A 26,164-nucleotide genomic window follows, 5' to 3' on the forward strand; every position below is an offset into this window, starting at 1 on the left:
TCCTTACACGCGACGTTTTTTAGGTGGACGGCAACCGTTGTGAGGGATTGGAGTCACATCGGTAATGCTGTTAATTTTATAACCCACTGCACCTAATGCACGAACCGCAGACTCACGACCTGGACCAGGACCTTTAACAAGGACGTCCAAGTTTTTCAAACCGTAATCTAAAGCAGCTTTACCAGCAACTTCAGCAGCTACCTGAGCAGCGAACGGAGTTGATTTACGTGATCCACGGAAGCCTTGTCCACCTGAGGTAGCCCAAGCCAGTGCATTACCTTGACGATCGGTAATGGTCACAATGGTGTTATTAAAAGAAGCGTGAATGTGTGCAACACCTTCAGAGACGGTACGAGTGACCTTCTTGCGTGTGCGAGTATCTTTAGCCATCTTTTAGCTTCCAGAAATCTTATTTCTTAATCGGTTTGCGCGGACCTTTACGGGTACGTGCGTTAGTTTTGGTGCGTTGACCACGGACAGGCAAGCTGCGACGATGACGAAGACCGCGGTAGCAGCCTAAATCCATTAAACGTTTAATGTTCATGGAAATTTCGCGACGTAAGTCACCTTCGGTCGGAACCTTAGCAACTTCTGCACGAATCGCATCAAGCTGAGCGTCATCTAATTCACGGATCTTTGTTGTTGGTGCGATACCAGCAGCAGCTAAGATAGTCTTAGCAGTGTGGCGACCAATACCAAAGATATAAGTGAGAGAGATAACAGCGTGCTTGTTATCCGGAATGTTTACACCGGCAATACGAGCCATTCAATTTTCTCCAAAAAGGCAGTTAAGATAATCAACCGCCCCACAAAAATCTTGAGGGGCGGATAATAACCTAATTAGCCTACTGAAATCAACAGGTCTTAATCAAATTAACCTTGACGCTGCTTATGACGAGGTTCTGCGCTGCAAATTACGCGAATAACCCCATTACGACGGATAACTTTGCAGCTACCACAAATTTTCTTTACAGAAGCTTGTACTTTCATGATGAAACCTCTAAGTGCGCTTATCCCTTAGGATGAGCAGTCGTTTTTCTCATTAACGTTTGATTATCGTACTGGTGCGAGGTGAGATGTGCTTGAAGCTGAGCCATAAAGTCCATCACAACCACTACAACGATTAATAATGATGTACCACCTAAGCTAAATGGAATTCCAAATGAGCTTTGTAGAATCATCGGCATTAAGCAGACTACAGTGATGTAAATCGCGCCAATAAAGGTCAAACGACTGAGAATATGATCTAAGTAACGAGCAGTTTGCTCACCTGGGCGAATACCAGGCACATAAGCTCCGCTGCGTTTCAAGTTTTCCGAAACTTCTTTAGGGCTGAAAACCAGCGCAGTGTAGAAGTAACAGAAAAAGATAATTAACGCACCAAAGAGCACCAAATACAACGGTTGTCCAGGCGACAATACCAATGCCAAGTCTTGTAGACTACGCTTGATTAATCCAGCACTAGGATCCGCACTGCCGACCCATTGACCTAAGCTCGCTGGGAACAAAAGCAATGAACTGGCAAAAATTGCTGGAATCACACCTGCCATATTAATTTTTAATGGCAAATGCGTTTGCTGAGCAGTAAATACACGACGACCTTGTTGTTTTTGGGCATAGTTTACTGGAATACGACGCTGCGCCTTCTCAATAAACACAATTGCTGCAAGTACACCCAAAGACAATAAACCAAAAATTGCCAAACCAATCAGGCTTGACTGGCCACTATCAATAGATGTGAAAGATTGCATAATTAAATTAGGCAAGCCTGCAACAATACCTGCGAAAATGATCATGGAAATACCATTGCCCACTCCGCGTTCGGTAATTTGTTCACCCAACCACATTAGGAACATTGTGCCTGCAACCAAAGAGGTAACAGCTGGAACGTAAAAAGCCAGACCTGACGTTAAGGTAATACCTTGACCAATCAGACCTGCACACATCCCAATCGCTTGCACAAGTGCAAGAAACAATGTGCCTTGGCGCGTATATTGATTAATTTTGCGTTTGCCTTGCTCGCCTTCTTTTTTCAAAGCTTCAAGCGAAGGAACCACGGTAGACATCAACTGTACGATAATCGAAGCAGAAATGTATGGCATGATCCCTAAAGCAAGAATCGACATCCGCTCTAATGCACCACCCGAAAACATGTTAAACAAACCAAGGATTGTACCTTGGTTTGCATTAAACAATTGTTCAAGTGCGGCATTATTAATGCCTGGTACTGGAATATGCGCTCCTAGTCGAAATACCAATAACGCACCAATGAGAAACATCATTCGGCGTATAATTTCACGGTATTTCACGTGAAATGGTTGGCCTTTCATCATGTGAACATGACCTGAAGAACTAGGAGACATAGACACTGGGGATTACTCCTCGACTTTACCGCCAGCCGCTTCAACAGCAGCTTTAGCGCCTTTAGTCACAGCAACACCTTGAATAGTGAATGCGCGAGTAATTTCACCAGAAAGTACGATACGAGCACGAGCCATATCTTTACGTACAACGTTCGCTGCTTTTAAAGTTTCAAGGCTAACGATGTCGCCTTCCACTTTAGCAAGCTCAGATAAACGTACTTCAGCAGTTTTCAAAGCGATTTGGCTAGTGAAACCGAATTTAGGTAAACGACGATATAACGCAGTTTGACCACCTTCGAATCCAGGACGTGTACCACCGCTCTTACGTGAGTTTTGACCTTTGATACCACGACCACCAGTCTTACCAACGCCAGAACCGATACCACGGCCTAGACGACGGGCTTCACGCTTAGCACCTTCTGCAGGTGCAAGTTCATTTAAACGCAGAGTCATGGCTTATTCCTCTACACTAACCATATAGTAGACTTGGTTGATCATACCACGGTTAGAAGGCGTATCTTGCACTTCTACAGTATGACCAATACGACGCAGACCTAAACCTTTAAGGCTAAGCTTGTGATTTTTCAAGCGGTGCGATGCAGATTTAGTCTGGGTAACTTTAATCGTTTTCATGATTGATTACCCTTGAATTTGTTCTACTGAAAGACCACGTTTCGCAGCAACCTTTTCAGGAGTTGTCATGTCACGCAAACCGTTGAAAGTTGCGTTCACTACGTTTGCAGCGTTAGTAGAACCACGGCATTTAGTCAATACGTTACGTACACCTGCAGCTTCTAAAACTGCACGCATAGAACCACCCGCAATTACACCAGTACCTTCAGATGCTGGTTGCATGTAAACACGGCTTGCACCATGACGCGCATGAATCGGGTGTTGTAAAGTACCATCTGCCAATTCGATAGTGATCATGTTACGACGTGCAGCTTCAAGTGCTTTAGAAATAGCAGCTGGAACTTCACGTGCTTTACCACGACCAAAACCTACGCGACCATTACCATCACCCACAACAGTTAATGCTGTGAAAGAGAAGATACGACCACCTTTAACAACTTTGGCTACGCGATCAACGGCAACCAGCTTTTCAACAAGACCTTCGTTTTGTTCAACTTTAGCCATGATTAGAACTCCAAGCCGTTTTCACGAGCAGCATCAGCCAAGGCTTTGATACGACCATGATATTTAAAACCAGAACGGTCAAACGCAACTTTAGTTACACCAGCTGCTTTCGCGCGTTCTGCAATTAAAGCACCTACTTTTTGAGCTGCTTCAACGTTACCAGTTGTACCAGCACGTAAAGTAGCATCTAAAGTTGAAGCTTGCGCTAAAACTTTGCCACCATCTGCTGAAATAACTTGAGCATAGATGTGACGCGGCGTGCGGTTTACACACAAACGAGTCGCACCCAATGCACGGATGTGCAAGCGTGTGCTTTTCGCACGACGCAAACGGGATTGTTTCTTTTCGTTCATAAGAACCTCGCGCCTTATTTCTTCTTAGCTTCTTTACGAAGAACAACTTCATCCGAATAACGAACACCTTTACCTTTATATGGCTCTGGTGGACGGTATCCACGGATATCCGCAGCAACTTGACCTAAAGCTGCTTTGTCAGCAGATTTAAGGATAATTTCAGTTGCAGTTGGAGTTTCTGCAGTTACACCTTCAGGAAGGGTGTAATCGATTGGGTGTGAAAAACCAAGGTTAAGGTTAACAACGTTACCTTTTACCGCAGCTTTATAACCAACACCAATCAATTGTAACTTACGTTCGAAGCCTTCGCTCACACCTTTTACAAGATTGTTAAGCACAGCGCGAGCAGTACCAGCTTGCATCCAAGCGTCTTTCGACTCAGCTTTAGGAGCAATAGCTAAAATACCGTCTTCCTGTTTTAGCTCGACCAGCGCATGCAGGTTGAAAGACAATGTACCTTTGCTGCCTTTCACTTCGACCTGCCGGCCGTTCTGAGTAACTGTAACACCGTTAGGTACAGTTACTGGGGCTTTAGCCACACGAGACATGAGGAATCACCTATTATTAAGAAACAAAAGCAATAACTTCACCACCGATACCTGCAGCACGTGCAGCGCGATCAGTCATGATGCCTTTGCTTGTAGAAACGATTGCAATACCTAAACCTTGCTTAACGCTTGGAAGTGCATCTTTACCGCGATACTGACGTAGACCTGGACGGCTTACGCGTTTCACAGTTTCGATAACTGGTTTGCCTTCATAGTATTTTAAAGTAATCGTTAATGTAGGTTTGCCTTCGTTGTCAGCCACTTCTACATTTGCGATATAACCTTCTTGTTGAAGTACGTTTGCAATAGCAACCTTCAACTTAGAATTAGGCATAGAAACAGTTTGTTTCTTTGCCATTTGAGCGTTACGAACACGCGTTAGCATGTCGGCAACGGTATCTTGCATACTCATTTATAGTGCTCCTTACCAGCTTGCCTTAACAACGCCCGGTACATCACCTTGCATTACTGTGTCACGTAATTTGTTACGGCTTAAACCGAACTTACGGAAGTAACCATGAGGACGACCAGTTAAACCACAACGGTTACGAAGACGTACTGGAGATGCATTACGTGGTAATGCTTGTAATTTCATCATCGCTTCGAAACGCTCTTCGTCGCTTGCATTTACGTTTGCAATCGTTGCTTTTAATTCAGCACGTTTTGCAGCGTATTTAGCAACAGTAGCTTCGCGTTTCAATTCGCGATTAATCATACCTTTCTTAGCCATATCGACCTCTTATTTGAACGGGAAGCCGAATGCACGCATAAGCGCACGGCCTTCGTCATCGGTGCGAGCAGTCGTAGTAATGGTGATGTCCATACCACGAATTTGATCAATCTTATCGAAATCGATTTCAGGGAACATGATTTGTTCCTTGAGACCCATAGAGTAGTTACCACGACCATCAAATGATTTCGAAGAGAAACCACGGAAGTCACGGATACGAGGGATCGCGATAGAGATCAAACGGTCTAAGAATTCGTACATACGTTCGCCGCGTAAAGTAACTTTACAACCAATCGGCCAACCATCACGGATTTTAAAACCAGCGATTGATTTACGAGCTAATGTTAAAACTGGTTTTTGACCAGCAATAGCTTGCATATCAGAAAGAGCGCCATCTAACAATTTCTTGTCAGCAGCTGCAGCACCAACACCCATGTTGATGGTAATTTTAGTGATGCGAGGGATCTCCATCACATTCTTAACGCCCAATTGTTCTTGTAATTGAGCCTTAAGTTCGTCGTTGTAACGTGTTTTAAGTCTGGCCATTGCCTATTTCAACCTATTACTTCGCCACCGCCACTGATTCACCATTCGATTTATAAACGCGAGTTTTCACGCCATCAATCGTTTGGTAACCAACACGGTCAGCCTTTTGGGTTGTAGCATTAAAAATTGCCACGTTTGAGATATGAAGCGAAGCTTCCTGCGTTACGATACCGCCTTCAGCGCCCGTAGCACGGTTTGGCTTCTGGTGCTTCTTAACCAAGTTAAGACCTTCGACCTTAACACGGTCATTAGAAACTGACAGAACAGTACCCTGTTTGCCTTTTTCTTTACCTGCGATCACAATTACTTGATCGCCTTTTTTAATCTTAGCCATGATTGCCTCTTATAGAACTTCAGGAGCCAATGAAATGATTTTCATGAACTGTTCAGTACGAAGTTCACGAGTCACTGGTCCGAAAATACGAGTTGCAATCGGTGCTTTGTTGTTATTCAAAATAACAGCAGCGTTATCATCAAAACGGATCACAGAACCGTCTGGACGACGAATACCGAACTTTGTACGTACAACAACAGCATTCATCACGTCACCTTTTTTAACACGTGCGCGTGGAATAGCTTCTTTTACAGTAACTTTAATAATGTCGCCAACAGAAGCATAACGACGATGTGAACCACCTAGTACTTTAATACATTGTACGCGGCGAGCACCACTGTTGTCAGCTACGTCAAGCATCGTTTCGGTTTGAATCATTGCCCTACTCCAAAACCGAGCATCACCGGTCACAATTTCGAAAGGCTCAAAGAGTACTCGAAATTGACCGATGATGCAACAAGAACGTTAATTACTCAGCAGCAGCTTCAACAACTTCAACTAAAGTCCATGACTTAGTTTTAGACATTGGGCGGCTTTCTTTGATGGTTACAACATCACCAATCTTGGCGGTATTGTTCTCATCATGAGCGTGTAATTTGGTTGAACGGCGAATCAATTTGCCATACAACGGGTGTTGAACTTGGCGTTCAATAAGGACAACAATAGATTTTTCCATTTTGTCGCTTACAACTTTGCCAGTTAACGTGCGGACTGTATTTTGACTCATTGCCCGTTCCCCTGTTTTTCGGTAAGGAGGGTCTTGATGCGTGCAATAGTTTTACGAGTAAGCGCAACTTCATGCGATTTACCCAATTGACCAGTTGCTTTCGCCATACGAAGACGGAATTGGTTAAGCTGTTGCTCATCAAGCAAAGCTGTCAACTCTTCTACCGACTTTTCACGTAGATCTTTAGTTTTCATTACATTACCGTCCGAGTCACGATAGTGGTTTTAAACGGAAGCTTAGCAGCAGCAAGCGTAAACGCTTCACGTGCTAATTCTTCGTTCACACCATCAATTTCGTACAAGACTTTACCTGGTTTGATTTGACAAACCCAATATTCCACAGAACCTTTACCTTTACCCATACGCACTTCAAGAGGCTTAGAAGTAATTGGTTTGTCTGGGAATACACGGATAAAGATCTTACCACCACGCTTAATACGACGGCTAATTGTACGACGTGCCGCTTCAATTTGACGCGCAGTCATTTGACCACGTTCAACTGATTTAAGAGCGATAGTACCGAAAGATACTGAGCTACCACGGTGCGCTAAGCCAGTGTTACGGCCTTTTTGCACCTTACGGAATTTAGTACGTTTAGGTTGCAACATGGATTATTCTCCTTTTTCAGCAGAACGATCATTGCGACGACCACGACGCTCTTGACCTTCACCACGACCGCGACCGCGTTTAGCTGGACGTTCTTCAGCAGGTGCCGGGTTCATGACTTGTTTCATGCCACCCAAGATTTCACCACGGAATACCCAAACTTTAACGCCAATCGTACCGTAAGTAGTTTCAGCACGCATAGTTGCATAGTCGATGTCCGCACGAAGTGTATGCAAAGGTACACGACCTTCACGATACCATTCAGTACGTGCAATCTCTGCACCACCTAAACGACCAGAAACCTCAACTTTGATACCTTTAGCACCAGCACGCATAGAGTTCTGTACCGCACGCTTCATAGCACGACGGAACATTACACGCTTTTCTAATTGAGAAGCGATTGCTTCAGCAACTAAACGTGCATCTAAGTCTGGACGGTCAATTTCGTTGATGCTTACTTGCGCAGGAACACCCATAATAGATGTTAATTCGCGTTGTAATTTCTCAATGTCTTCGCCTTTTTTACCGATTACGATACCAGGACGCGCAGTGCTAATTGTTACTTTAGCAGCACCCGTTGGACGTTCGATAAGAATATTGCTTACCATTGCGTTCTTAAGTTTTTTAGTTAAAAACTCACGAACTTGAAGGTCTTTAAGCAAGTATTCAGCGTATTGTTTCGGATTCGCATACCAGTTAGCGTTATGACGTTTCACAACACCTAGGCGGATACCGATTGGATGAACCTTCTGACCCATATCAAACCCCTACCTTAACGGTGATGTGACAAGTACGCTTAGTAATACGATCTGCACGGCCTTTAGCACGTGGCATAATACGTTTAAGGCTCATGCCTTCGTCAACGTAAATCGTAGATACTTTAAGGTCGTCTACATCTAAACTGTTATTGTGTTCAGCATTTGCAATTGCAGATTCCAATGCTTTCTTAACTAAAACAGCAGCTTTTTTGTTGCTGAAGTTTAAAATGTTAAGTGCATGCGCAACAGATTTGCCGCGGATAAGATCTGCAACCAAACGTGCTTTTTGTGCCGAGATAGCGGCACCGCGTAATTTAGCAGTTACTTCCATCATAGCACCTATTAACGTTTAGACTTCTTGTCAACACCGTGACCACGATAGGTACGAGTTGGCGCGAATTCACCGAGTTTATGACCAACCATGTGTTCAGAGATAATCACTGGAACATGGTTACGACCATTGTGAACAGAAATTGTTAAACCAACAAAATCTGGGAGGATCATCGAACGACGCGACCAAGTTTTGATCGGCTTACGGTTATTAGCCGCGATTGCCGCTTCAACCTTAGCGAACAAGTGCGCATCGACGAATGGGCCTTTTTTCAGAGAACGAGGCATTGTCAGATTCCTTTACTTGTTACTTAACGCGACGGTCGCGAATAATCATCTTAGTCGTACGCTTGTTGGTACGTGTCTTGTACCCTTTAGCTTTTTGACCCCATGGGCTTACAGGTTGGATACCTTTAGTACGCCCTTCACCACCACCGTGCGGGTGATCAACCGGGTTCATTGCCATACCACGAACGGTAGGACGAACACCACGCCAGCGCGAAGCACCTGCTTTACCAAGTGAACGAAGGTTGCTTTCTGAGTTAGATACTTCACCTAACACAGCGCGACATTCAACGTGCACTTTACGCATTTCGCCTGAACGTAGACGAACGATAGCGTATGAACCGTCACGACCCAACAATTGAACTGAAGTACCAGCAGAACGCGCTAATTGAGCACCTTTACCGATTTTAAGTTCGATGTTGTGAAGAGTAGCACCGATTGGCATATTACGAAGTGGTAAGCAGTTACCTGGACGAATTGGAGCATCGTTACCAGATTGAACTTGATCACCAGCACGTAAACCTTTAGGCGCAATAATATAACGACGTTCACCGTCAGCATACTTCAACAATGCGATGTGTGCAGTACGGTTTGGATCGTATTCAATACGCTCTACAACAGCAGGAATGCCATCTTTGTTACGTTTGAAGTCTACGATACGGTAGTGTTGCTTATGACCACCACCAACGTGACGTGTAGTAATGTGACCGTTGTTGTTACGACCACCAGTACGTTTTTTAGCTTCCACCAACGGCGCATAAGGCGCACCTTTGTGAAGATGGTCGTGAACGACTTTCTCTACAAAGCGACGTCCTGGAGACGTTGGCTTACATTTTTGAATCGGCATAAATTTCGTCCTTATTCCGCTGCGCTTTCAGCGGTATCGCCCAAGTCAGCCATTTCAACATCTTGGCCAGCTTTCAGGGTGACGTATGCTTTTTTAACATCAGAACGGCGTCCTAATGTACGACCAAAGCGCTTAGTCTTACCTTTAGTGATAGTCGTGTTAACTTTAACAACTTCCACACCAAATAATTGCTCAACTGCTTTTTTGATTTCAAGTTTGTTTGCATTTAATGCAACTTTGAATACTTGAACACCAGCAGTTTCGCCTAAAACTTGTGCTTTTTCTGAAAATACAGGTCCTTGTAGGACTTGATATAAACGTTCGTTGTTCATCCGAGTTCTACCTCAATTTTCTTAGCAGCAGCAACAGACATTACAACTTTGTCGAACGCGATCAAGCTAACAGGATCGATTGCAGTAGCATCAACCACATCAACGTGTGGAAGGTTACGCGCTGCAAGATATAGATTCTCATCTACAGCTTCAGTTACGATCAATGCGCGAGTTGCATTCAAGTCGTTAAGTTTTGCAAGCAACTCTTTAGTTTTAGGAGCTTCAACAGCAAACTCTTCAACCAATACAAGACGATCTTGGCGAACAAGTTCAGCTAAGATACATTGCATTGCACCGCGGTACATTTTGCGGTTAACTTTTTGAGACCAATCTTGTGGACGAGCAGCAAAAGTTTTACCACCACCAACCCAGATTGGGCTACGAATAGAACCAGCACGAGCGCGGCCAGTACCTTTTTGACGGAATGGTTTTTTACCACCGCCAGCAACGTCTGCACGTGATTTCTGAGCTTTAGAGCCTTGACGACCACCAGCTAAGTAAGCTGTAACAACTTGGTGTACAAGTGCTTCATTGAATTCACGACCGAACGCAACTTCAGATAACTCAACAGCAGAGCCGGAAACAGTATTTAAATTCACGTTATTTCCCCTCAAGCCTTGATCGTAGGACGTACAGTTACGTCACCACCAGTCGCACCAGGAATCGCACCTTTAACAACAAGAACTGAACGCTCTGTGTCGATAGATACAATTTCAAGACCCTGTACAGTTACGCGTTCAGCACCTAAATGGCCAGCCATTTTTTTGCCTTTGAATACGCGACCAGGAGTCTGGTTTTGACCTGTAGAACCTAGAACACGGTGAGAAACAGAGTTACCGTGAGTAGCGTCTTGAGTACGGAAGTTCCAACGCTTAACACCACCCTGGAAACCCTTACCTTTAGACTGACCAGTTACGTCAACGATCTGACCTACTGTGAACAAATCCACACCGATAGTTCCGCCAACTTCACGACCTTCAAGGTCAGCTTCTGTAGCACGGAATTCTTGAACTAAACGACCAGCAGCAACACCCGCTTTAGCGAAGTGACCTTTCTGAGCGTTAGTTACGCGAGATTCGCGACGTTCACCAGTAGTAACCTGAATTGCTTGATAACCATCTGTTTCAAGCGTTTTGATTTGAGTGATGCGGTTAGGATCAACCTCAATCACTGTAACAGGTACAGAAACACCAGCATCTGTAAAGATACGGGTCATACCGCACTTGCGACCGACTAAACCAATAGCCATGTGCATAAACCTCTAAAAAAGCGGCCTAATTAACTTAGAGTGTTAATTAACCGAAAGCCTTAACCCAATGCAATCTGAACATCAACACCAGCTGCTAGATCTAATTTCATCAACGCATCAACAGTTTTATCTGTAGGTTGAACGATGTCGATCAAACGCTTGTAAGTACGGATTTCATACTGGTCGCGCGCATCTTTGTTTACGTGTGGTGATGTTAAAACGTTGAAGCGTTCGATGCGAGTTGGCATCGGGATTGGACCACAAACTTGTGCGCCAGTACGCTTAGCGGTTTCTACGATTTCTTGAGCAGATTGATCGATCAGACGATGATCAAAAGACTTCAAACGGATACGAATTCTCTGGTTAGACATACCAGTTAACTCCAAGCCAAATATATAAAGAATCACCCTTGACGCATCTCACCCCACTAATTTAAGGCAAGTGTCAAAGGCAGTGAATTATCACTAAGGTCATGATCGATGCCACGACTGTCACGATGTTAACTACTTTCTTCGCAGTTAACCCCCTTGCATAAAGGGTCGCCCATTATAACGATTGTTTAATGCATAAGCAAATCTCTTTTTGGCTTTATTGCTTTATTTTTCACGCTCTGCCGATTTCTCTTTTTAAAATATACGATTAGCACTTTATATATGAGTTAAGCAGCATTCCTATCCAATTATTGAGTGTAAATTTAGACAATCTGCTTTTTGACCATTTCCTCTACCTTGACAGCGCAAATCATCCTCACCATGACTAACTTTCATTTCTGTGTTAGCAGCACAATCCATGACTTTATTCCCTAAGTTTGCTTTGTACTAAAACATAATCTATTGCACGATTCATTAATTGGTTGCCTGCCTGAAATTGTGCTGCAGACATCTGTTTTAATTCATGCGCGGGTTGTACATACATGCCTGAAAATGCAGGTTTCATTTCAGCATTGTCCAAAAACAACTGCAAAGCCCGTGGGGTAATTTCTGGATGGAACTGAAATCCTAGTACGTTTTTCCCAATTTGATACAGTTGATTGGTGCAAGCGGCATTACTGGCAAGTCTTACCGCGCCCTTAGGTAATTCAAAAGTTTCGCCATGCCACTGCATCACTGAGATTTGATCAGGCATTTGGAAACAGCTTTCTGGTATATTTTCGACTTTATAGACAGGATGCCAACCACGTTCTTGTTCAGGATTAGGACTCACTGCTGCACCCAACGCATTGGCAATCATCTGCCCACCTAAACACAAACCGATTGCAGATTTACCCATCGCCAAATAACGCCTAATCCAGCGTTTTTCTGTTTTTAACCATGGATAATGTACTTCATCATTTACACTCATGGCACCGCCCATCACAATTAACAGGTCAATATCTTCAACTTTGGGTAAGGCTTCAATTTCAATATTTTGCTCAGGCGGTAAAGCAAAAAATTCGGTTGCAGTGATATGCGCCCCCATCTGCTTTAAATAGTCATAGCAACTTCCAAAACCTTCACCTGCACTATGCTGAAAATAATGCACGCTTAGTGGTGCTTTCATCTGGATCATCCTTTGTATTTTCTATACTTCAGCTTCTGCAAAAATAGCGCCAAGTTCAAGGCATGTCTTGTAGTGCAGCTTTTTATAGCCTAAAGCCAGTATTTCTCTTAAGCTAAACTCAATATTTGCTTATTTTCTGAGTGAACCTGTGAAGAAAAATGCTCAAACTGCTTTAATTCATGCACCAAGACGTGCCCCACAATATATTCAAACGGTACAGCCTCCCCTATTTCGTGCATCGACCATTATCTTTGAAAACACAGATGCACTGTTTAATCGACACTGGACTGATGCTTATGATTATAGCTATGGCACACATGGCACACCGACTACATTCACACTCGCTGATCAGATTGCGCAATTAGAAGGTGGTGAATACTGCTTACTCGCACCAAGCGGACTATCAGCAATTAATTTGGTGAATTCCTGCTTTTTAAGTCAAGGCGATGAAGTTTGGGTGGCTGACAATATTTACGGCCCAAACATGGAGCATTTACGCAATTTAGAGCAGCGTTACGGCATCACCGTTCAAGTCTACAATCCAATTGATGTCGATAGCTTTCAACCTTCTGCCCAAGCCAAACTGATTTGGCTAGAAGCGGCAGGTTCGGTCACACTAGAGTTTCCAAACCTAACTGCATTAGTCAAAAAAGCCAAATCACATCACATGCTCACAGCCTTAGATAATACTTGGGGTGCAGGACTTGCGTTTAATGCTTTCGATTTTGGTGATGAACATTTAAGTGTCGATATAAGTGTCCATGCCCTGACCAAATACCCAAGTGGTGGTGGTGACATTTTAATGGGGTCTGTCGTGACCCGTGATCAACACTTACATCATCAACTGTTTCGTATGCATGCCATTCAAGGTATTTGCGTATCGGGGGATGATGTCGCGCAAGTACAACGCAGTTTGGCTTCGATGCAACTACGTTATGAGCACCAAGCAAAAAGCACAATTGAATTACTCAACTGGCTGAAACTACAACCACAATTTGCTCAGGTGTTGCACCCTGCCGATGCCACATCTGCGGGGCATGCGTATTGGAAAGAAATTTGCCGCGATGGACACAGCGCAGGTTTGGTCAGTGTGATTTTTAAGCCTGAATATGATTTAGCCGCTGTACGTCAATTCTGCGATGCTTTATCTTTATTTAAACTCGGCTTTAGCTGGGGCGGCCCTGTAAGTTTAGTGATGCTTTACGATCTCAAGACCATGCGTACCTTAGATCATTCTCACTTGGCTGAAGGATTATTGGTGCGTTTTTGTATTGGACTAGAACATCCTGCAGATTTAATTCACGATATTCAAAATGCCTTACAACGCTTCAGCGACTAATGCAGCACAGATCATCATTTTAACAATAGCTATATAAATCAGGATAAAAATATGAGTACAGCAATCGTTATTGGTAAAAAAACTGCCGACGTTCAACAAGACGTGGTTTTACATTCACAGTTTGCCAACCGCCACGGTTTAATTGCAGGTGCAACAGGTACAGGTAAAACCGTTACCTTAAAAGTCTTGGCAGAAAGCTTTTCACGAATTGGTGTACCCGTATTTTTAGCCGATGCCAAAGGCGATGTTTCCAGTCTAGCCAAAGCAGGCAGCAGCAGCCCAAAGTTTGATGCACGTATTAAGAGCTTAGGTATCGAAAGCATTCCGTTTGCAGCATCTCCTGTGGTGTTTTGGGATTTATTTGCCGAACAAGGTCATCCGATTCGTACCACCATTTCTGAAATTGGCCCGTTATTATTGGCGCAAATGCTGAACCTGAATGACACCCAAGAGGGCGTGTTGTCTGCGGTATTCCGTATTGCCGATGATCAGGGTTTATTACTGATTGATTTTAAAGATTTAAAAGCCATGCTGACCTATGTCAGCGAACACGCCAGTGAATTTAAAGCTGAGTATGGCAATCTTTCTCCAGCCAGTTTGGGTGCGATTCAGCGCAATTTACTGGCTTTAGCTGATCAGGGCGGTGATAAATTCTTTGGTGAGCCGAGTTTGGATATTTTGAATTTTATTCAAACTGACAGTCAGGGACGCGGCAATATTAATGTTTTGGCTGCAGACAAACTCATGAACACGCCAAAACTGTACGCCACCTTTTTATTATGGATGTTATCAGAACTGTTTGAACAATTGCCTGAAGTGGGCGATATGGACAAGCCAAAACTGGTGTTCTTTTTTGATGAAGCACACTTGTTATTTGACAATGCCAGCAGCGCGCTACAAGAAAAAATTGAACAAGTGGTACGCTTAATTCGCTCTAAAGGCGTGGGGATTTATTTTGTGACCCAAAACCCGCTGGACTTGCCTGAAAGCGTATTGGGACAATTGGGTAACCGTGTTCAGCATGCCTTACGTGCTTTTACACCCAAAGACCAAAAAGCAGTAAAAACTGCCGCAGATACATTCCGTGCCAACCCAGACTTTAAAGTTGAACAAGCCATTACCGAACTTGCGGTAGGTGAAGCCTTAATTAGTTGCTTAGATGAACAAGGCACACCGCAAATTGTAGAACGTGCTTGGGTAATGCCGCCCTACTCATCGTTTAGCCCAATTAGCACAGAAGAACGTCAAGCCTGTATCAGCCAGAGTGTTATTGCAGGTGTGTATGAGCAGCAATTAGATCGTGAAAGTGCTTATGAAATGCTGCAACAAAAAGTTGAACAACGTCAGCAACTAGCCGCAGCAGCAGAACAAGCTAAAATTGAAGCCAAAGAAGCTGAAGCACGCGCCAAGCAAGAGGCTAAAGAAGCCGAAGCACTCGCCAAACAACAAGCGCGCGAGCAAGAACGTCTAGCCCGCGAACAGCAAAAAGAAGCAGAACGCGCTGCCAAACAGCGTGAAAAACTGACTCAGGATATTGTGGGTACCTTTGCCAAAAGCGCAGCACGCAGCTTAGGCGGTTCTACTGGGCAGAAAATTGTACGAGGTTTGTTAGGGTCATTATTTGGTAAGAAATAGCATGTTATAAACGATGAGGTTTGTATAGATTTCATTCATGGATGCACCATCCAAAACCTAAATGAACACTTACAAACCTCTCGCTGTCACATCTACAAACCCCATAAAAACTTTAAAAATAATGGGATATTTTTATAATCCATATTTTTTTTAAGGTTTCACAAAAAAATGTTTGCAATCCTTATTTATAAGATGTATTTTGAATACATCTTATAAATAACAGCCATGAGAGATCGAACATGACTCCACAGCAAATTGACCTTGTAAAAGCAACTGTTCCTGTACTCCGTGAAAATGGTGTCGCACTGACTGGTTATTTCTATAACCGCATGTTGGGGAATAATCCTGATCTAAAAGAAACCTTTAACATGGGTCACCAACGTAGTGGTGCGCAGGCTCAAGCGCTTGCAGGTGCTGTATTGGCTTATGCTGAAAACATTGAAGATCCTTCTGTGCTTGCGCCTGTGATTGAATTGATTGCCCACAAACACGTGAGCTTAAACATTCAAGCACCTGACTATAATATTGTGGGCGAAAACCTACTTCACTCTATTAGCGAAGTATTAAATATTTCAATGGAAGATCCTCTAATTGATGCATGGGCAGCTGCTTATGGTCAGTTAGCAGAAGTGTTTATTAATGCTGAACGTGCAATCTACGAACAACACGAACAAACTAAAGGCAGCTGGTTAGGCTGGCGTAATTTCAAAATTGCCAAGAAAGTTGTAGAAAGTGACGAAATCACTTCAATCTACTTCGAGCCAGTAGATGGTGGCGATTTACCAAAATACGAAGCAGGTCAATATATTTCAGTACGCGTATTTGTACCTGAACTTGGCTTGAAGCAACCACGTCAATACACGCTATCGACTAGCCCACAACAAGATTACTTACGTATTTCTGTAAAACGTGAGCCAGGCAATGGTGCAGATAAAGTTGCAGGTTGGGTATCGAACGTATTGCACCAATTACCAGAAGGTTCTGAAGTTGAAGTATCTGCACCAACAGGTAACTTCTTCCTCATCGACAGCAACAAACGCAATGTCTTCATTAGTGGCGGCGTTGGCTTAACACCAATGATTGCAATGTTGAATCAATTGGTGACTTTAGATGTGCCACAACCTGTGACATTTATTCACGCATGTCGTAGCAAACAAGTACATGCCATGAAACAGCATCTCCAAGACTTAACTGCAAAATGTCCACGTATTCATACGTTGACTGCGTATGAGTTCCCGAACGAAGGTGATGTACTGGGTCAAGATTACGATGTTGCAGGTCGTTTAGACCTCAGCACTGTAGATGCAGCGCTGTTACCAGCCGATGCAGATTACTACTTATGTGGTCCAATGCCATTCATGGCAGAACAGCGTAAAGCTTTACTTGCGCGTGGCATCAAAGATGAGCAAATCCATAGCGAAGCGTTTGGTACAGGTGGTGTTCGCCACTAATCTAAAGCGTTAAAAGCTAATAGGTAAGGCTAGTCTAGTTATGCTAGACTAGCCTTAATTTATTTGTATTTAAAAAAAACATCTGTGCGATCATGCAATTAAATAAATTCACCGACTATGCGCTGCGTATTTTAATGTATATCTCGCGTCCTCGAGATGTACCCTATACCATTGCGGAAATTGCACAGGATTTGCATGTTTCCCAGAACCATCTGGTAAAAATCGTTCACTTTATGGGTAAGCAAGGATGGCTAATTACCACTCGTGGTAAAGGTGGCGGGATTCGCTTGCATCCTGAAGCATTGCCTTTGCGTTTAGGTCATGTGGTGAGAATCCTGCAAGGTGAAAATCAAATTGTAGAGTGTAATACCCCGCCCTGCGTGCTGCGTGCGCAATGTGGACTAAAAGGCATTCTCAATCAGGCAATGGAACAGTTTTATCAAAGCTTAGATCAATACAGCTTGGGTGAAGTGCTACAGCCTGTACCCAATTTACAGTTCAGTACACAATCTCCAATCCCGCTGATTCATCTTTAAAGTAACTTAAACGGTCAAAGCAATATCATCCTAGATGTTGCTTTTTTCGGGCATTCAGGGCGCAAAGGTCGCTTGCCTGTATGACTTGCTTTATAATGCCTGTTTGTAGACCATGAATTGAAGTTAAGTTATGCACCATAGCAGAGGAAAATCGAAAAACAGTAAGGCAGCAGCACAGCCACGGCAGAAAATTAGCTACGAGAAAAAAGTAGACCCTGCCATTACTGAATACTCTGTTCGCGCCTTAAACTGGCTGCGTAAAGCCGAGTTTTTAATGAGTGCGCCTAAACTGAATTTATGTGTAGAAGATACTGGCTACGAAGTGGCTTTTGCAGGACGCTCCAACGCAGGTAAGTCCAGTGCAATTAATGCTTTAACCAATCAAAAACAATTGGCACGTGCTTCTAAAAAACCGGGTCGTACTCAAATGATCAACTTCTTTAGTTTGGGCAACCCCGAACAGCGTTTGGTCGATTTACCCGGTTATGGTTATGCAGCCGTACCTGAAGCCATGAAAATTGTGTGGCAAAAAGAACTCGAAAATTATTTGATTCATCGTAAAAGTTTACAAGGCTTGGTGTTACTGATGGATATTCGCCATCCCTTACAGCACTTTGATGTGATGATGCTGGAATGGGCGTATTCGCGTAAATTGTTCGTGCATGTATTGCTCACCAAATCGGACAAACTCAACCGCGGCCCTGCCAATAAAGTATTGCTTGAAGTCAAACAGCAGTTGAAAAAGATGAAACTAGATTTCTCGATTCAATTGTTTTCATCACTCAATAAGCAAGGTTTGGAAGAACTTGCGAGTGTGATGGGCGGTCGTTTGAACTTCACCTTAGAACAAGCGCATCAATTTGATTTAGACAGCATTCCAGAAGCGACTGGCGATGATGTTGATGTTGATGTTGATGTTGATGTTGATGTTGATGTTGATCAGCCTGAATCTTTAGATATAGACGATCCAGCCACATCTGATACCAAAACCAAATAGTCCGTTAAATTACTGACTATTGGTCGATAACATAAAGTCCTATTCGTTCAATCTCGAATAGGACTTTTTATTTGTATGTCCACTTTCAGTTTTACGCCGTAATCACAATCTCTCTCACCACCAAAGTTGCACTTTACAACGCAGCCAGAAATGCCCTACTGTCAAGATCATAACAATTAGACATTAAACAATTACATGCGATAAGGAGATCAAACATGCAAGCACACATTTCAGTGATTACCTTAGCGGTAGAAGATTTACAACGTGCACTCGACTTTTACCGCGACGGCTTAGGACTTGTAACTGAAGGCATTATCGGTCAGGAATTTGAACAATGTGCTGTGGTATTTTTTGAACTGCAAGCGGGTCTAAAACTAGCGTTATGGTCTAAACACAGCTTACAACAGGACATTGGCTTCGCCCCTGCCGAACAAGGCTCAGCCCAAATCACTTTGGGCCATAATGTACATAGCCCACTTGAAGTAGATCAGGTATTAAAGCAAGCGCAAAATGCAGGTGCAAAAATTTTAAAACCTGCACAGAGCACCTTTTACGGTGGCTATGCAGGCTATTTTCAGGACTTAGATGGTCATATTTGGGAAGTCGTTTATAGCCCTTGCTGGGAATAAACCTTTCACTAAAAATACGCCCCTGAAGTGAAATATTGCTTGAAGCACAGTATTTAAGAATTTAATGCAGGGTCTTCACGGGTATGCCGATCGACCACCACACTGATCATCATATCGCCCTGCACATTCACCACAGTACGTACGGTATCTAGTAAACGATCTATGGGCAATAAAATTGCAATCGCTTCTGCGGGCAAACCAACCGACTGCAATACCATAATCATGGTCACCATTCCTGCACTAGGAATACCGGGCGCACCGAGTGAGGCAATCATGGCCGTCGCACAGACAATCAGTTGTTGCCCCAAACTTAAATCCAGCCCCATTAAGTTGGCAATAAACAGTGCTGCGGCTGCCTCATACAAGGCCGTTCCATCCATATTTAATTGTGTACCTAGCGGAATCACAAAGCCTGCTGTTTGCGGCCGTACACCTAAATTTTCCTGTGCACATTTCATAGACAGCGGCATGGTGGCCGAACTGGAACTAGTGGCAAAAGCAGTGATCAGCGCCGCACGTGTACCTTTAAAAAAGGTGATCGGATCCATCTTGCCAAAAACCCATAACAGCAAAGGCAAGACCACCACACCATGAAAAATGGTGGTACCTGTCACAACGGCGGCAAACTCTGCCAAACGGCTAAGCACCGAAATATCTTCAGTGGCAACCAACTTGGCCAATAAGGCAAAAATACCAAATGGTGCCAGTTTCATTACCCAGCCAATCATCAACATCATAATTTCAAAAAATTGCTGGCTGAGTTTACGTACCGTTTTAAAGTGCTCACCGCCTTTAACCAACGCCACACCCACCAACAAGGCAAAAATCACCACCGCCAAAACATTGCCTTCAGCAAAAGCTTTAAATGGATTGATTAAGGTGTTTTGAATGAAGTTGGTAAAAAAAGAAGAAGGTGTAAGCGTATCTGGAGTTTGATGCTGCGCCATCGCATCCTGAAACATTACAATATCTACACCTTTGCCGACAGCGAATAAATGCGCACAGGCCAAACCTAAAATTAAAGCCAAAGTCGTGGTGGTGACACAACACGCCAACGTAATTTTCCAGACTCGACTCAATTGCCCTACAGCCTGTAAGTTCGACACACCGACCACAATTGAGCTAAAAATTAGTGGGATCAGCAGCATTTTCAGTAAACCAATAAAAATACTGCTCATTAAACCAATGCCATACAAACTGGCGCTAAAAAATGTGCTGTCTGGAAATAGATTCAGAATAAAACCAAACACCACACCCAAAATTGCGGCAATTAGAATTTGTGTATTGAGGCTCATACGCAATTGAGTTTTTTAATGTGATGTGTGGACTATGCCATGTGGCTGAAATTGAATCGAGTATTATTTTTCTAGCGCACTTTGATTAGGTTCAGATCGTGCTTCAGGATGTAAAAAAGCCGACATGAATGTCGGCTGATGAATGTAGATTTTAAAGGCTATATTTTATTGCGTTTCGATTTCACGTAAACGAATCAAGCCTTCCTGACTGGTGCTACACACCAATTCACCATTTTGCCACATGCGCCCAAAGTTCAAACCACGCGAACTAGTGCTAATGGTGGCTTCCATGTCGTACAGCATCCAGTCATCCACACGGAACGGTTTATGGAAATACATGGCATGGTCAATACTGGCACACTGCAAACTTGGTGATAAATAGCTCAAACCATGCGGACGCAGTGCTGTGGTCATTAACGTGAAGTCTGAATAAAATGCCGCAATTGCCTGATGCAAAGACACTTCATCCACCTCTGGTGAAATGCTGTCATGGGTACGAATGTAGTGTGCATAAGCAGGTGCTTCAGGCTGCGGTAAAAATGGATTGCTCGGATTAATCGGGCGAATCTCCACCAAGCGATCACGCATAAAACTGGCACGCACATTTTCAGGTACAAACTCGACAATATGCTGTTTGAGTTCCGCTTCGTTTTTTAAAGCTTCTGCTGCAGGATAGTTTGGCTCTGAAATTTGATAATTCAGACCGTCTTCCAACGGCGCAAAGGACACCATCGCAGTAAAAATGGTACGCCCATGCTGAATGGCACGTACTTGACGGCTAGAAAAACTTTTACCATCACGCAAACGGTCAACTTCATAAATAATAGGTGCGTTGACATCGCCACCAAACAAGAAATAGGCATGCAATGAGTGCGCAGGACGATCAGTGGTATAAGATGCAGCACGTAAAGCCTGTCCCAAAACCTGTCCACCAAAAACACGTTTACCCACCAAGTTACGACTGATACCTCGGTAGATATTTTCTTCTAACTTTTCTAAACAAAGAAGTTCAACCAGCTCTTGTGTGAGTGCGTTCATAACTAACCTATGTATGGCGGAAATTGGGGATGCGGGATCGAAGTCGATGAAAAAATAAATCGTCAAAATAAACTGACTATTTTAAGCCTGCTATTTTGCCATAGATTCTGCATCTTTTACCCATCAAAGACTGACCGCTGTGTCACAACTTAGCCGATCAATTTTGCTAAAAATACGATTTTTAACGATAAAATCTAACAATATTCATGCAAATTATCTAAAAATGCAGCGCGATTATTAGATACAATGACGCAAAATAAATTCCCTACTGGCTAGGGACTTAGGTGATGAAGTAGGAGTGAATATGTCCAAGCGTGGTTTTGGTCAAATGTATCGTCAGCTTTCTGGTAAGCTGCTTGACCTTGTGGTGACACCGCATGTTTTGGGTGAAGTCCCTGTCAAGGATGCGCAAAGTGTAGACTCAAATGCCACTCGCACCAAGATAACTTGCTACGTATTGCAAAATCACTCACGCAGCAATGCCTTGGTGGTCGATGGCGAAACACGTCGCTTAAAACTCACGCCTGCGCTTGATCCATTGGTGATGGGTTCACATAAAGAAAAAGCCTCGATTCTGTTTTTACAGCATCACGATGAGAACAACCTACTCAATCCACCACCTTATGCTTTTCCGCCACGCTTGTTACGTTTAATTGAACAATTAGAACAACACCCAGAACTTGATATTGAATTGGTACCTGTGACCGTGTTGTGGGGACGTTCTCCAGACAAAGAGGATTCGTGGTTTAAACTACTGTTTACCGATACGTGGGCAACGCCTGGCACAGTCAAGCAGTTAATGAATATTGGGGTGCATGGTCGTCAGTCTTATTTGGAATTTCACGAGCCACAATCATTACGCGCTTTAATTGAACATGCCAAAACTGAGCATCCGAACCTGTCGCCTGCGACCTTTATTGTTAACACTCTAAATAATTACTTAGATGGACAACGTGAAGTCGTACTTGGCCCAGACTTGTCTGACCGCCGCAATGTCATGCTCAGTCTGATTAAATCTCCCGATGTGCAAGATGCTATTCGTCGTGAAAGTTTACGCAGTAAAATTAGCGTGATTGAAGCCGAGCGTCGTGCGATTGGTTATTTAAATGAAATCGTGTCGGACTACTCTCATGCAGCGGTACGCTTTGCCGATATGGCACTGACCCGCTTATGGACACAATTGTACGATGGCGTGGAAGTGCATAATTTTAGTACCGTGCGCGAACTGGCCAAAGACTATGAAATTATCTATACCCCATGTCACCGCAGTCATATCGACTATTTATTGCTGTCTTATGTGATTTACAAACGCGGCATGATGGTGCCGTACATTGCTGCGGGCGATAACCTGAATATGCCATTTGTAGGTCAATTGCTTCGTGGTGGCGGTGCGTTTTTTATCCGTCGTACTTTCCGTGGCAACGGCTTATACACAACCGTCTTTAAAGAATATTTATTCAGTATTTTGTCGCGTAACACGCCGCTTGAATACTTTATTGAAGGTGGACGTTCACGTACAGGCCGCTTGTTGCCACCAAAAACAGGCATGCTCGCCATGACCATTCACAGTCATTTGCGTGGTCGTGCTAAACCGATTGCTTTTGTGCCAACTTATATTGGTTATGAACGCCTGATGGAAGGTTCAACCTATGTGGGTGAAATGCAAGGCAAGCCAAAAGAATCTGAATCGCTAATGGGCATTTTAAAAACCATGCGCAAGATTGAACGGATTTTTGGCAAGGTGCATGTCAATTTTGGCGAACCTGTGTTTTTAGATGATGTTCTAAAACAACACGATGCAGAACACATCAGCATTGAAAAAAATGATGATCCTATTCCACCACAAGTGTCAGATGCAGTGAATACTTCAGCACATGCGATTTTGGAAAACATTAACCGTGCTGCGGTAATTAACCCGGTATCTTTGTTATCGCTGATTTTACTGGCAACACCAAAACATACCTTGGATGAAGAAATTTGTGTGAAGCAGTTAGACACTTACCGTAATCTGCTCACTGCCCTGCCTTATGATGAGCGCACTCAAGTCACACCATTATCAGGTAAAGAAATTATTGCCTACGGCTTAAAACTCAAACTGATTAAACGAGTGCAGCACGTTTTGGGCGATATTATCGCGATTGAAGACCATCAGGCGGTGTTACTCACCTACTTCCGCAACAATATTTTGCATGCCTTTGTCTTACCATCTTTAATTGCAGCATTGGTGAAACATAATGGTTCGATTCGTCGTGGTGATTTAATCAACGTCATTCGTACTTTATATCCGTTCCTGAAAGCTGAGTTGTTCTTGAAATGGCAAGATCAGGAACTCAAAGAACGGATTTGTGCCTACGTGGAAGCCTTGATTCAGGCCAAATTGATTTCTGAAGATGCAGAAGGCAATTTAATTTCACCTGCACCAAATAGTGAAGATCACAACCAATTGGTAGTATTGGCTGCGCCTGTAATGCAGAGTTTAGAGCGTTATTACATGACGCTGGCGCTGATTACACAACGCGGCTCAGGCAATATTTCGGCACGTCAAGTCGAAGAACTGAGCCATTTGGTCGGTCAGCGTTTGTCGGTGCTGTATGAATTCAATTCACCTGAATTCTTTGACAAAGCCTTATTCCAAAGCTTTATTAAAGTTTTGACTCAGCAAGGTTATATCAGCACCAACAGTGACAATGCGATTGTGTTTGATGACAACTTTAAAAACGTCGCGCAATACGCCAATTTGGTGTTGGATGATGTGACTTTGCAGATGCTGCAACACATCACCACCTTTAGTGATGAAGAATTGCGTGAGGCTTTGGAGGCACTTGCTGCACAACAAGCGAAGAAACGCTTGAAACGTAAGAAGAAGTAGTTTTCACACAAAAAAGCATAGCGATCTGTATAACAATGGGTCGCTATGCTTTAAATTGAATATAGAACAAAATTTATAGCATTGATAAAATCATCCACCTAAGCGCATTAATTTCTCTTGAATTGCATCACTCACAAATGCATTCAAAGAACTATCTTCCGAAGCTAAAACAGCTTTGCGATGTAACTCAGGACTGATACGAACATTAAATGTTCCCTTGAATGGCTGATCGGGTTTCTTCCCTAATTCTGCACAAGAATCTAAATATCCATCTACCGATTCCTGAAAAGCTTGCTCAAGTGTTTTTAAGGTTTCAGCCTCATAAGTAATAAGATCTCGAATGAACGCCAATTTTCCAAACAACTCACCTGTTTCAAGGTCTGGTTCAATCGTCCCTAGATAGCCCTTGTATTTAAAATAGCTCATAAAAAACCCTCCTGCTTGAGTGCCTGCTTTACAGCTTTCAATGCCCCACCTTTGATTTCATTTTCAGGGTGAGGTCGATGCAGTAAAATCATGTGCTCGGTTTTGAGGTTTTGACATCCTCCCCCCCTTAAAAGAGGGTGATTCCTACAGCTAGACGCTTATGCCCAAGCGCAAGAATGTTTAAAGCTGAGTTTATATCTCGATCATGAACTGTACCACAGCTCATGCACTCCCATTCTCTTATTCCAAGATCTGTACTACCTTTGGGACTACTTGAGGTGATCTCACCGCAGCACGAACAGATTTGGGTGGTATAGGCTTCTTGGACTTCTTCAAACAATACGCCTGCGTTCTCGCATTTATACTTGAGCATTGTTTTTAGTGCCGAAAATCCTGTATCCAAAACAGTTTTTGCCATTTTGGTTTTTACTAATTTTTTAGCACTCAAGTCACCTACAATAATCAATGCATTTTCATTCACAAGCTTGGTGCTTGCTTTATGCAAATGATCTTTTCGACTATTTGCAATCTTGGCGTGTAATGCACGAACACGCTTCTTATTCCTGGCTCTCTGAGCAATACCTAATGTCTGCTCATATTTTCGATAGAATTTTGGATTTGAAATTACAGTGCCATCAGAACAGGTGGCAATATCTTTTAAGCCTAGATCAATACCAATCGCTTTGGTTGCTGTCGATTTATCTTGCTTAGGCGATTCAACAACAAGACATACATACCAACGCCCACGGCTATCCTCTACAAATGAACCTGTTTTTAACGTGTATTTGCTTAAACCGTAGCTATCCCAAAGCTTAAATTGGTGTTTTCCATACTGGACATATCCAGTGGCATATTTGATAGCCAACTTTTTAAAGGGAACCCATCCCAAAGAGCGCCTTGCTGATTTTTTATTGCTGACACGCCATTTCAGCTTTGCCTTTTTAAATTGCTTTCTTCGGGTGACTAATTCTTCAGTTACAGCCTGAATGGTTTGACTATGTAAATTACATTCTTTGGATGTACCTTTCGTATATTTGGCAATATCAAAAGCAGAGAGAAATTCACCTTTCCGCTTCAAATGCCTAAACCCTAAATCATTGACATAATTCCAGACGAAGTTCACTTCTGATGCTAGTTGGTCTAACACCTTGCAATGTTTGTCTTTTATACGTAATTTAAGGGTTTTCATGTACTTATATTAACAATCAAAACTCAAGGAAAATAGTCCTTAGTTAAATCAAACGACACTTCATGTCGTGTCGCTTA

37 protein-coding genes are annotated in these 26,164 nt (G+C 43.2%); 7 read left to right on the plus strand and 30 right to left on the minus strand.

Annotated elements, in window-relative coordinates:
* Nucleotides 1-3 precede the first annotated feature (3 nt).
* From rpsK to FTT91_RS03555, 26 genes are all read right to left on the minus strand, one after another.
* On the minus strand, nt 4-390 hold the full coding sequence (gene rpsK, locus FTT91_RS03430; RefSeq protein ID WP_001040166.1) for a 30S ribosomal protein S11: 387 nt from the start codon (nt 388-390) through the stop codon (nt 4-6).
* 19 nt (nt 391-409) lie between these two features.
* Nucleotides 410-766 carry a 30S ribosomal protein S13 gene (rpsM, locus tag FTT91_RS03435; RefSeq protein ID WP_004974734.1) on the minus strand — a complete coding sequence of 119 codons (357 nt, stop codon included), beginning with the start codon at nt 764-766 and terminating at the stop codon, nt 410-412.
* A gap of 107 nt (nt 767-873) precedes the next feature.
* A complete protein-coding gene (rpmJ, locus tag FTT91_RS03440) occupies nt 874-990 on the minus strand; it encodes a 50S ribosomal protein L36 (RefSeq protein ID WP_000867907.1) in 117 nt (38 codons plus the stop codon).
* Nucleotides 991-1,010: 20 nt separating this feature from the next.
* The gene (gene secY / locus FTT91_RS03445) at nt 1,011-2,330 is read right to left on the minus strand and encodes a preprotein translocase subunit SecY (RefSeq protein ID WP_171062591.1); all 1,320 of its coding nucleotides are present in this window, start codon (nt 2,328-2,330) and stop codon (nt 1,011-1,013) included.
* 45 nt (nt 2,331-2,375) lie between these two features.
* Complete coding sequence (gene rplO, locus FTT91_RS03450; protein WP_004974728.1) at nt 2,376-2,816, minus strand: 50S ribosomal protein L15; 441 nt, start codon at nt 2,814-2,816, stop codon at nt 2,376-2,378.
* Between the two features lie 3 nt (nt 2,817-2,819).
* Complete coding sequence (gene rpmD, locus FTT91_RS03455) at nt 2,820-2,996, minus strand: 50S ribosomal protein L30 (protein WP_004786899.1); 177 nt, start codon at nt 2,994-2,996, stop codon at nt 2,820-2,822.
* A 6-nt stretch (nt 2,997-3,002) separates the two neighbouring features.
* Nucleotides 3,003-3,500, minus strand: a complete 498-nt coding sequence (gene rpsE / locus FTT91_RS03460) for a 30S ribosomal protein S5 (protein ID WP_004974725.1) — start codon at nt 3,498-3,500, stop codon at nt 3,003-3,005.
* 2 nt (nt 3,501-3,502) lie between these two features.
* A complete protein-coding gene (gene rplR, locus FTT91_RS03465) occupies nt 3,503-3,853 on the minus strand; it encodes a 50S ribosomal protein L18 (RefSeq protein ID WP_004281497.1) in 351 nt (116 codons plus the stop codon).
* A gap of 14 nt (nt 3,854-3,867) precedes the next feature.
* Entirely contained in the window at nt 3,868-4,401 is a 534-nt protein-coding gene (gene rplF, locus FTT91_RS03470) for a 50S ribosomal protein L6 (protein ID WP_004974722.1), read from the minus strand.
* A 16-nt stretch (nt 4,402-4,417) separates the two neighbouring features.
* On the minus strand, nt 4,418-4,813 hold the full coding sequence (gene rpsH / locus FTT91_RS03475) for a 30S ribosomal protein S8 (RefSeq protein WP_004974720.1): 396 nt from the start codon (nt 4,811-4,813) through the stop codon (nt 4,418-4,420).
* 12 nt (nt 4,814-4,825) lie between these two features.
* Nucleotides 4,826-5,131, minus strand: a complete 306-nt coding sequence (gene rpsN / locus FTT91_RS03480) for a 30S ribosomal protein S14 (protein WP_004825185.1) — start codon at nt 5,129-5,131, stop codon at nt 4,826-4,828.
* 9 nt (nt 5,132-5,140) lie between these two features.
* Nucleotides 5,141-5,677, minus strand: coding sequence for a 50S ribosomal protein L5 (gene rplE, locus FTT91_RS03485; RefSeq protein WP_004974719.1), 537 nt, complete (start codon nt 5,675-5,677; stop codon nt 5,141-5,143).
* 16 nt (nt 5,678-5,693) lie between these two features.
* Complete coding sequence (gene rplX / locus FTT91_RS03490) at nt 5,694-6,011, minus strand: 50S ribosomal protein L24 (RefSeq protein WP_004974717.1); 318 nt, start codon at nt 6,009-6,011, stop codon at nt 5,694-5,696.
* A 9-nt stretch (nt 6,012-6,020) separates the two neighbouring features.
* Nucleotides 6,021-6,389: a 50S ribosomal protein L14 gene (gene rplN / locus FTT91_RS03495; protein ID WP_001982634.1), complete on the minus strand. Its 369-nt coding sequence runs from the start codon at nt 6,387-6,389 to the stop codon at nt 6,021-6,023.
* 91 nt (nt 6,390-6,480) lie between these two features.
* Complete coding sequence (rpsQ, locus tag FTT91_RS03500) at nt 6,481-6,738, minus strand: 30S ribosomal protein S17 (protein ID WP_004974714.1); 258 nt, start codon at nt 6,736-6,738, stop codon at nt 6,481-6,483.
* A complete protein-coding gene (rpmC, locus tag FTT91_RS03505; RefSeq protein WP_004650482.1) occupies nt 6,735-6,932 on the minus strand; it encodes a 50S ribosomal protein L29 in 198 nt (65 codons plus the stop codon). The genes rpsQ and rpmC overlap by 4 nt, the downstream gene beginning before the upstream one ends.
* Complete coding sequence (gene rplP, locus FTT91_RS03510; RefSeq protein WP_004691317.1) at nt 6,932-7,345, minus strand: 50S ribosomal protein L16; 414 nt, start codon at nt 7,343-7,345, stop codon at nt 6,932-6,934. Before rplP ends, rpmC begins: the two co-directional genes overlap by 1 nt.
* Before the next feature lie 3 nt (nt 7,346-7,348).
* Nucleotides 7,349-8,101, minus strand: coding sequence for a 30S ribosomal protein S3 (gene rpsC, locus FTT91_RS03515; protein WP_004974711.1), 753 nt, complete (start codon nt 8,099-8,101; stop codon nt 7,349-7,351).
* A gap of 1 nt (nt 8,102) precedes the next feature.
* Complete coding sequence (rplV, locus tag FTT91_RS03520) at nt 8,103-8,432, minus strand: 50S ribosomal protein L22 (protein WP_001982638.1); 330 nt, start codon at nt 8,430-8,432, stop codon at nt 8,103-8,105.
* A gap of 11 nt (nt 8,433-8,443) precedes the next feature.
* The gene (rpsS, locus tag FTT91_RS03525; protein WP_004673001.1) at nt 8,444-8,719 is read right to left on the minus strand and encodes a 30S ribosomal protein S19; all 276 of its coding nucleotides are present in this window, start codon (nt 8,717-8,719) and stop codon (nt 8,444-8,446) included.
* A 19-nt stretch (nt 8,720-8,738) separates the two neighbouring features.
* Nucleotides 8,739-9,563: a 50S ribosomal protein L2 gene (rplB, locus tag FTT91_RS03530; RefSeq protein WP_004974706.1), complete on the minus strand. Its 825-nt coding sequence runs from the start codon at nt 9,561-9,563 to the stop codon at nt 8,739-8,741.
* A gap of 11 nt (nt 9,564-9,574) precedes the next feature.
* On the minus strand, nt 9,575-9,895 hold the full coding sequence (gene rplW, locus FTT91_RS03535) for a 50S ribosomal protein L23 (protein ID WP_004974703.1): 321 nt from the start codon (nt 9,893-9,895) through the stop codon (nt 9,575-9,577).
* Nucleotides 9,892-10,494, minus strand: a complete 603-nt coding sequence (rplD, locus tag FTT91_RS03540; RefSeq protein ID WP_004974702.1) for a 50S ribosomal protein L4 — start codon at nt 10,492-10,494, stop codon at nt 9,892-9,894. Before rplD ends, rplW begins: the two co-directional genes overlap by 4 nt.
* Nucleotides 10,495-10,505: 11 nt before the next feature.
* Nucleotides 10,506-11,144: a 50S ribosomal protein L3 gene (gene rplC / locus FTT91_RS03545; RefSeq protein ID WP_026438075.1), complete on the minus strand. Its 639-nt coding sequence runs from the start codon at nt 11,142-11,144 to the stop codon at nt 10,506-10,508.
* Nucleotides 11,145-11,203: 59 nt separating this feature from the next.
* Nucleotides 11,204-11,515: a 30S ribosomal protein S10 gene (gene rpsJ, locus FTT91_RS03550; protein WP_000070912.1), complete on the minus strand. Its 312-nt coding sequence runs from the start codon at nt 11,513-11,515 to the stop codon at nt 11,204-11,206.
* A gap of 424 nt (nt 11,516-11,939) precedes the next feature.
* On the minus strand, nt 11,940-12,683 hold the full coding sequence (locus FTT91_RS03555) for a type 1 glutamine amidotransferase (protein WP_180168984.1): 744 nt from the start codon (nt 12,681-12,683) through the stop codon (nt 11,940-11,942).
* A 148-nt stretch (nt 12,684-12,831) separates the two neighbouring features.
* Between FTT91_RS03555 and FTT91_RS03560 the strand changes: the two genes are divergently transcribed.
* The 6 genes from FTT91_RS03560 to FTT91_RS03585 all read left to right on the plus strand — a co-directional run bounded on the left by FTT91_RS03560 (nt 12,832) and on the right by FTT91_RS03585 (nt 19,270).
* Complete coding sequence (locus tag FTT91_RS03560) at nt 12,832-14,022, plus strand: PLP-dependent transferase (protein ID WP_180168985.1); 1,191 nt, start codon at nt 12,832-12,834, stop codon at nt 14,020-14,022.
* A gap of 51 nt (nt 14,023-14,073) precedes the next feature.
* Nucleotides 14,074-15,657 (plus strand): helicase HerA-like domain-containing protein, encoded by a 1,584-nt coding sequence (locus FTT91_RS03565; RefSeq protein WP_180168986.1) that lies wholly within the window; start codon nt 14,074-14,076, stop codon nt 15,655-15,657.
* Between the two features lie 239 nt (nt 15,658-15,896).
* Nucleotides 15,897-17,108 (plus strand): NO-inducible flavohemoprotein, encoded by a 1,212-nt coding sequence (hmpA, locus tag FTT91_RS03570; protein ID WP_004974691.1) that lies wholly within the window; start codon nt 15,897-15,899, stop codon nt 17,106-17,108.
* Between the two features lie 92 nt (nt 17,109-17,200).
* On the plus strand, nt 17,201-17,644 hold the full coding sequence (locus FTT91_RS03575) for an Rrf2 family transcriptional regulator (RefSeq protein ID WP_004974689.1): 444 nt from the start codon (nt 17,201-17,203) through the stop codon (nt 17,642-17,644).
* A gap of 130 nt (nt 17,645-17,774) precedes the next feature.
* Nucleotides 17,775-18,641 carry a ribosome biogenesis GTP-binding protein YihA/YsxC gene (gene yihA, locus FTT91_RS03580; protein WP_179997384.1) on the plus strand — a complete coding sequence of 289 codons (867 nt, stop codon included), beginning with the start codon at nt 17,775-17,777 and terminating at the stop codon, nt 18,639-18,641.
* A 215-nt stretch (nt 18,642-18,856) separates the two neighbouring features.
* A complete protein-coding gene (locus tag FTT91_RS03585) occupies nt 18,857-19,270 on the plus strand; it encodes a VOC family protein (RefSeq protein WP_180168987.1) in 414 nt (137 codons plus the stop codon).
* A gap of 53 nt (nt 19,271-19,323) precedes the next feature.
* Here the strand turns inward: FTT91_RS03585 and FTT91_RS03590 are convergent, their stop codons facing one another.
* On the minus strand, nt 19,324-20,565 hold the full coding sequence (locus FTT91_RS03590) for a dicarboxylate/amino acid:cation symporter (RefSeq protein ID WP_180168988.1): 1,242 nt from the start codon (nt 20,563-20,565) through the stop codon (nt 19,324-19,326).
* A 165-nt stretch (nt 20,566-20,730) separates the two neighbouring features.
* Nucleotides 20,731-21,603 carry an acyl-CoA thioesterase II gene (locus tag FTT91_RS03595; RefSeq protein WP_004974677.1) on the minus strand — a complete coding sequence of 291 codons (873 nt, stop codon included), beginning with the start codon at nt 21,601-21,603 and terminating at the stop codon, nt 20,731-20,733.
* Nucleotides 21,604-21,907: 304 nt separating this feature from the next.
* Here FTT91_RS03595 and plsB point away from each other — a divergent pair, with 304 nt between their 5' ends.
* On the plus strand, nt 21,908-24,472 hold the full coding sequence (gene plsB, locus FTT91_RS03600; protein ID WP_004974675.1) for a glycerol-3-phosphate 1-O-acyltransferase PlsB: 2,565 nt from the start codon (nt 21,908-21,910) through the stop codon (nt 24,470-24,472).
* Between the two features lie 90 nt (nt 24,473-24,562).
* Here plsB and FTT91_RS03605 read toward each other — a convergent pair whose 3' ends face one another.
* Nucleotides 24,563-24,898 (minus strand): type II toxin-antitoxin system HicB family antitoxin, encoded by a 336-nt coding sequence (locus tag FTT91_RS03605; protein WP_180051893.1) that lies wholly within the window; start codon nt 24,896-24,898, stop codon nt 24,563-24,565.
* A 127-nt stretch (nt 24,899-25,025) separates the two neighbouring features.
* Nucleotides 25,026-26,087 carry an RNA-guided endonuclease TnpB family protein gene (locus FTT91_RS03610; protein WP_180168989.1) on the minus strand — a complete coding sequence of 354 codons (1,062 nt, stop codon included), beginning with the start codon at nt 26,085-26,087 and terminating at the stop codon, nt 25,026-25,028.
* Nucleotides 26,088-26,164: the final 77 nt, after the last annotated feature.

This window comes from Acinetobacter sp. YH12021 (genome assembly GCF_013420145.1).
Classification (GTDB): Bacteria; Pseudomonadota; Gammaproteobacteria; order Pseudomonadales; family Moraxellaceae; genus Acinetobacter; species Acinetobacter towneri.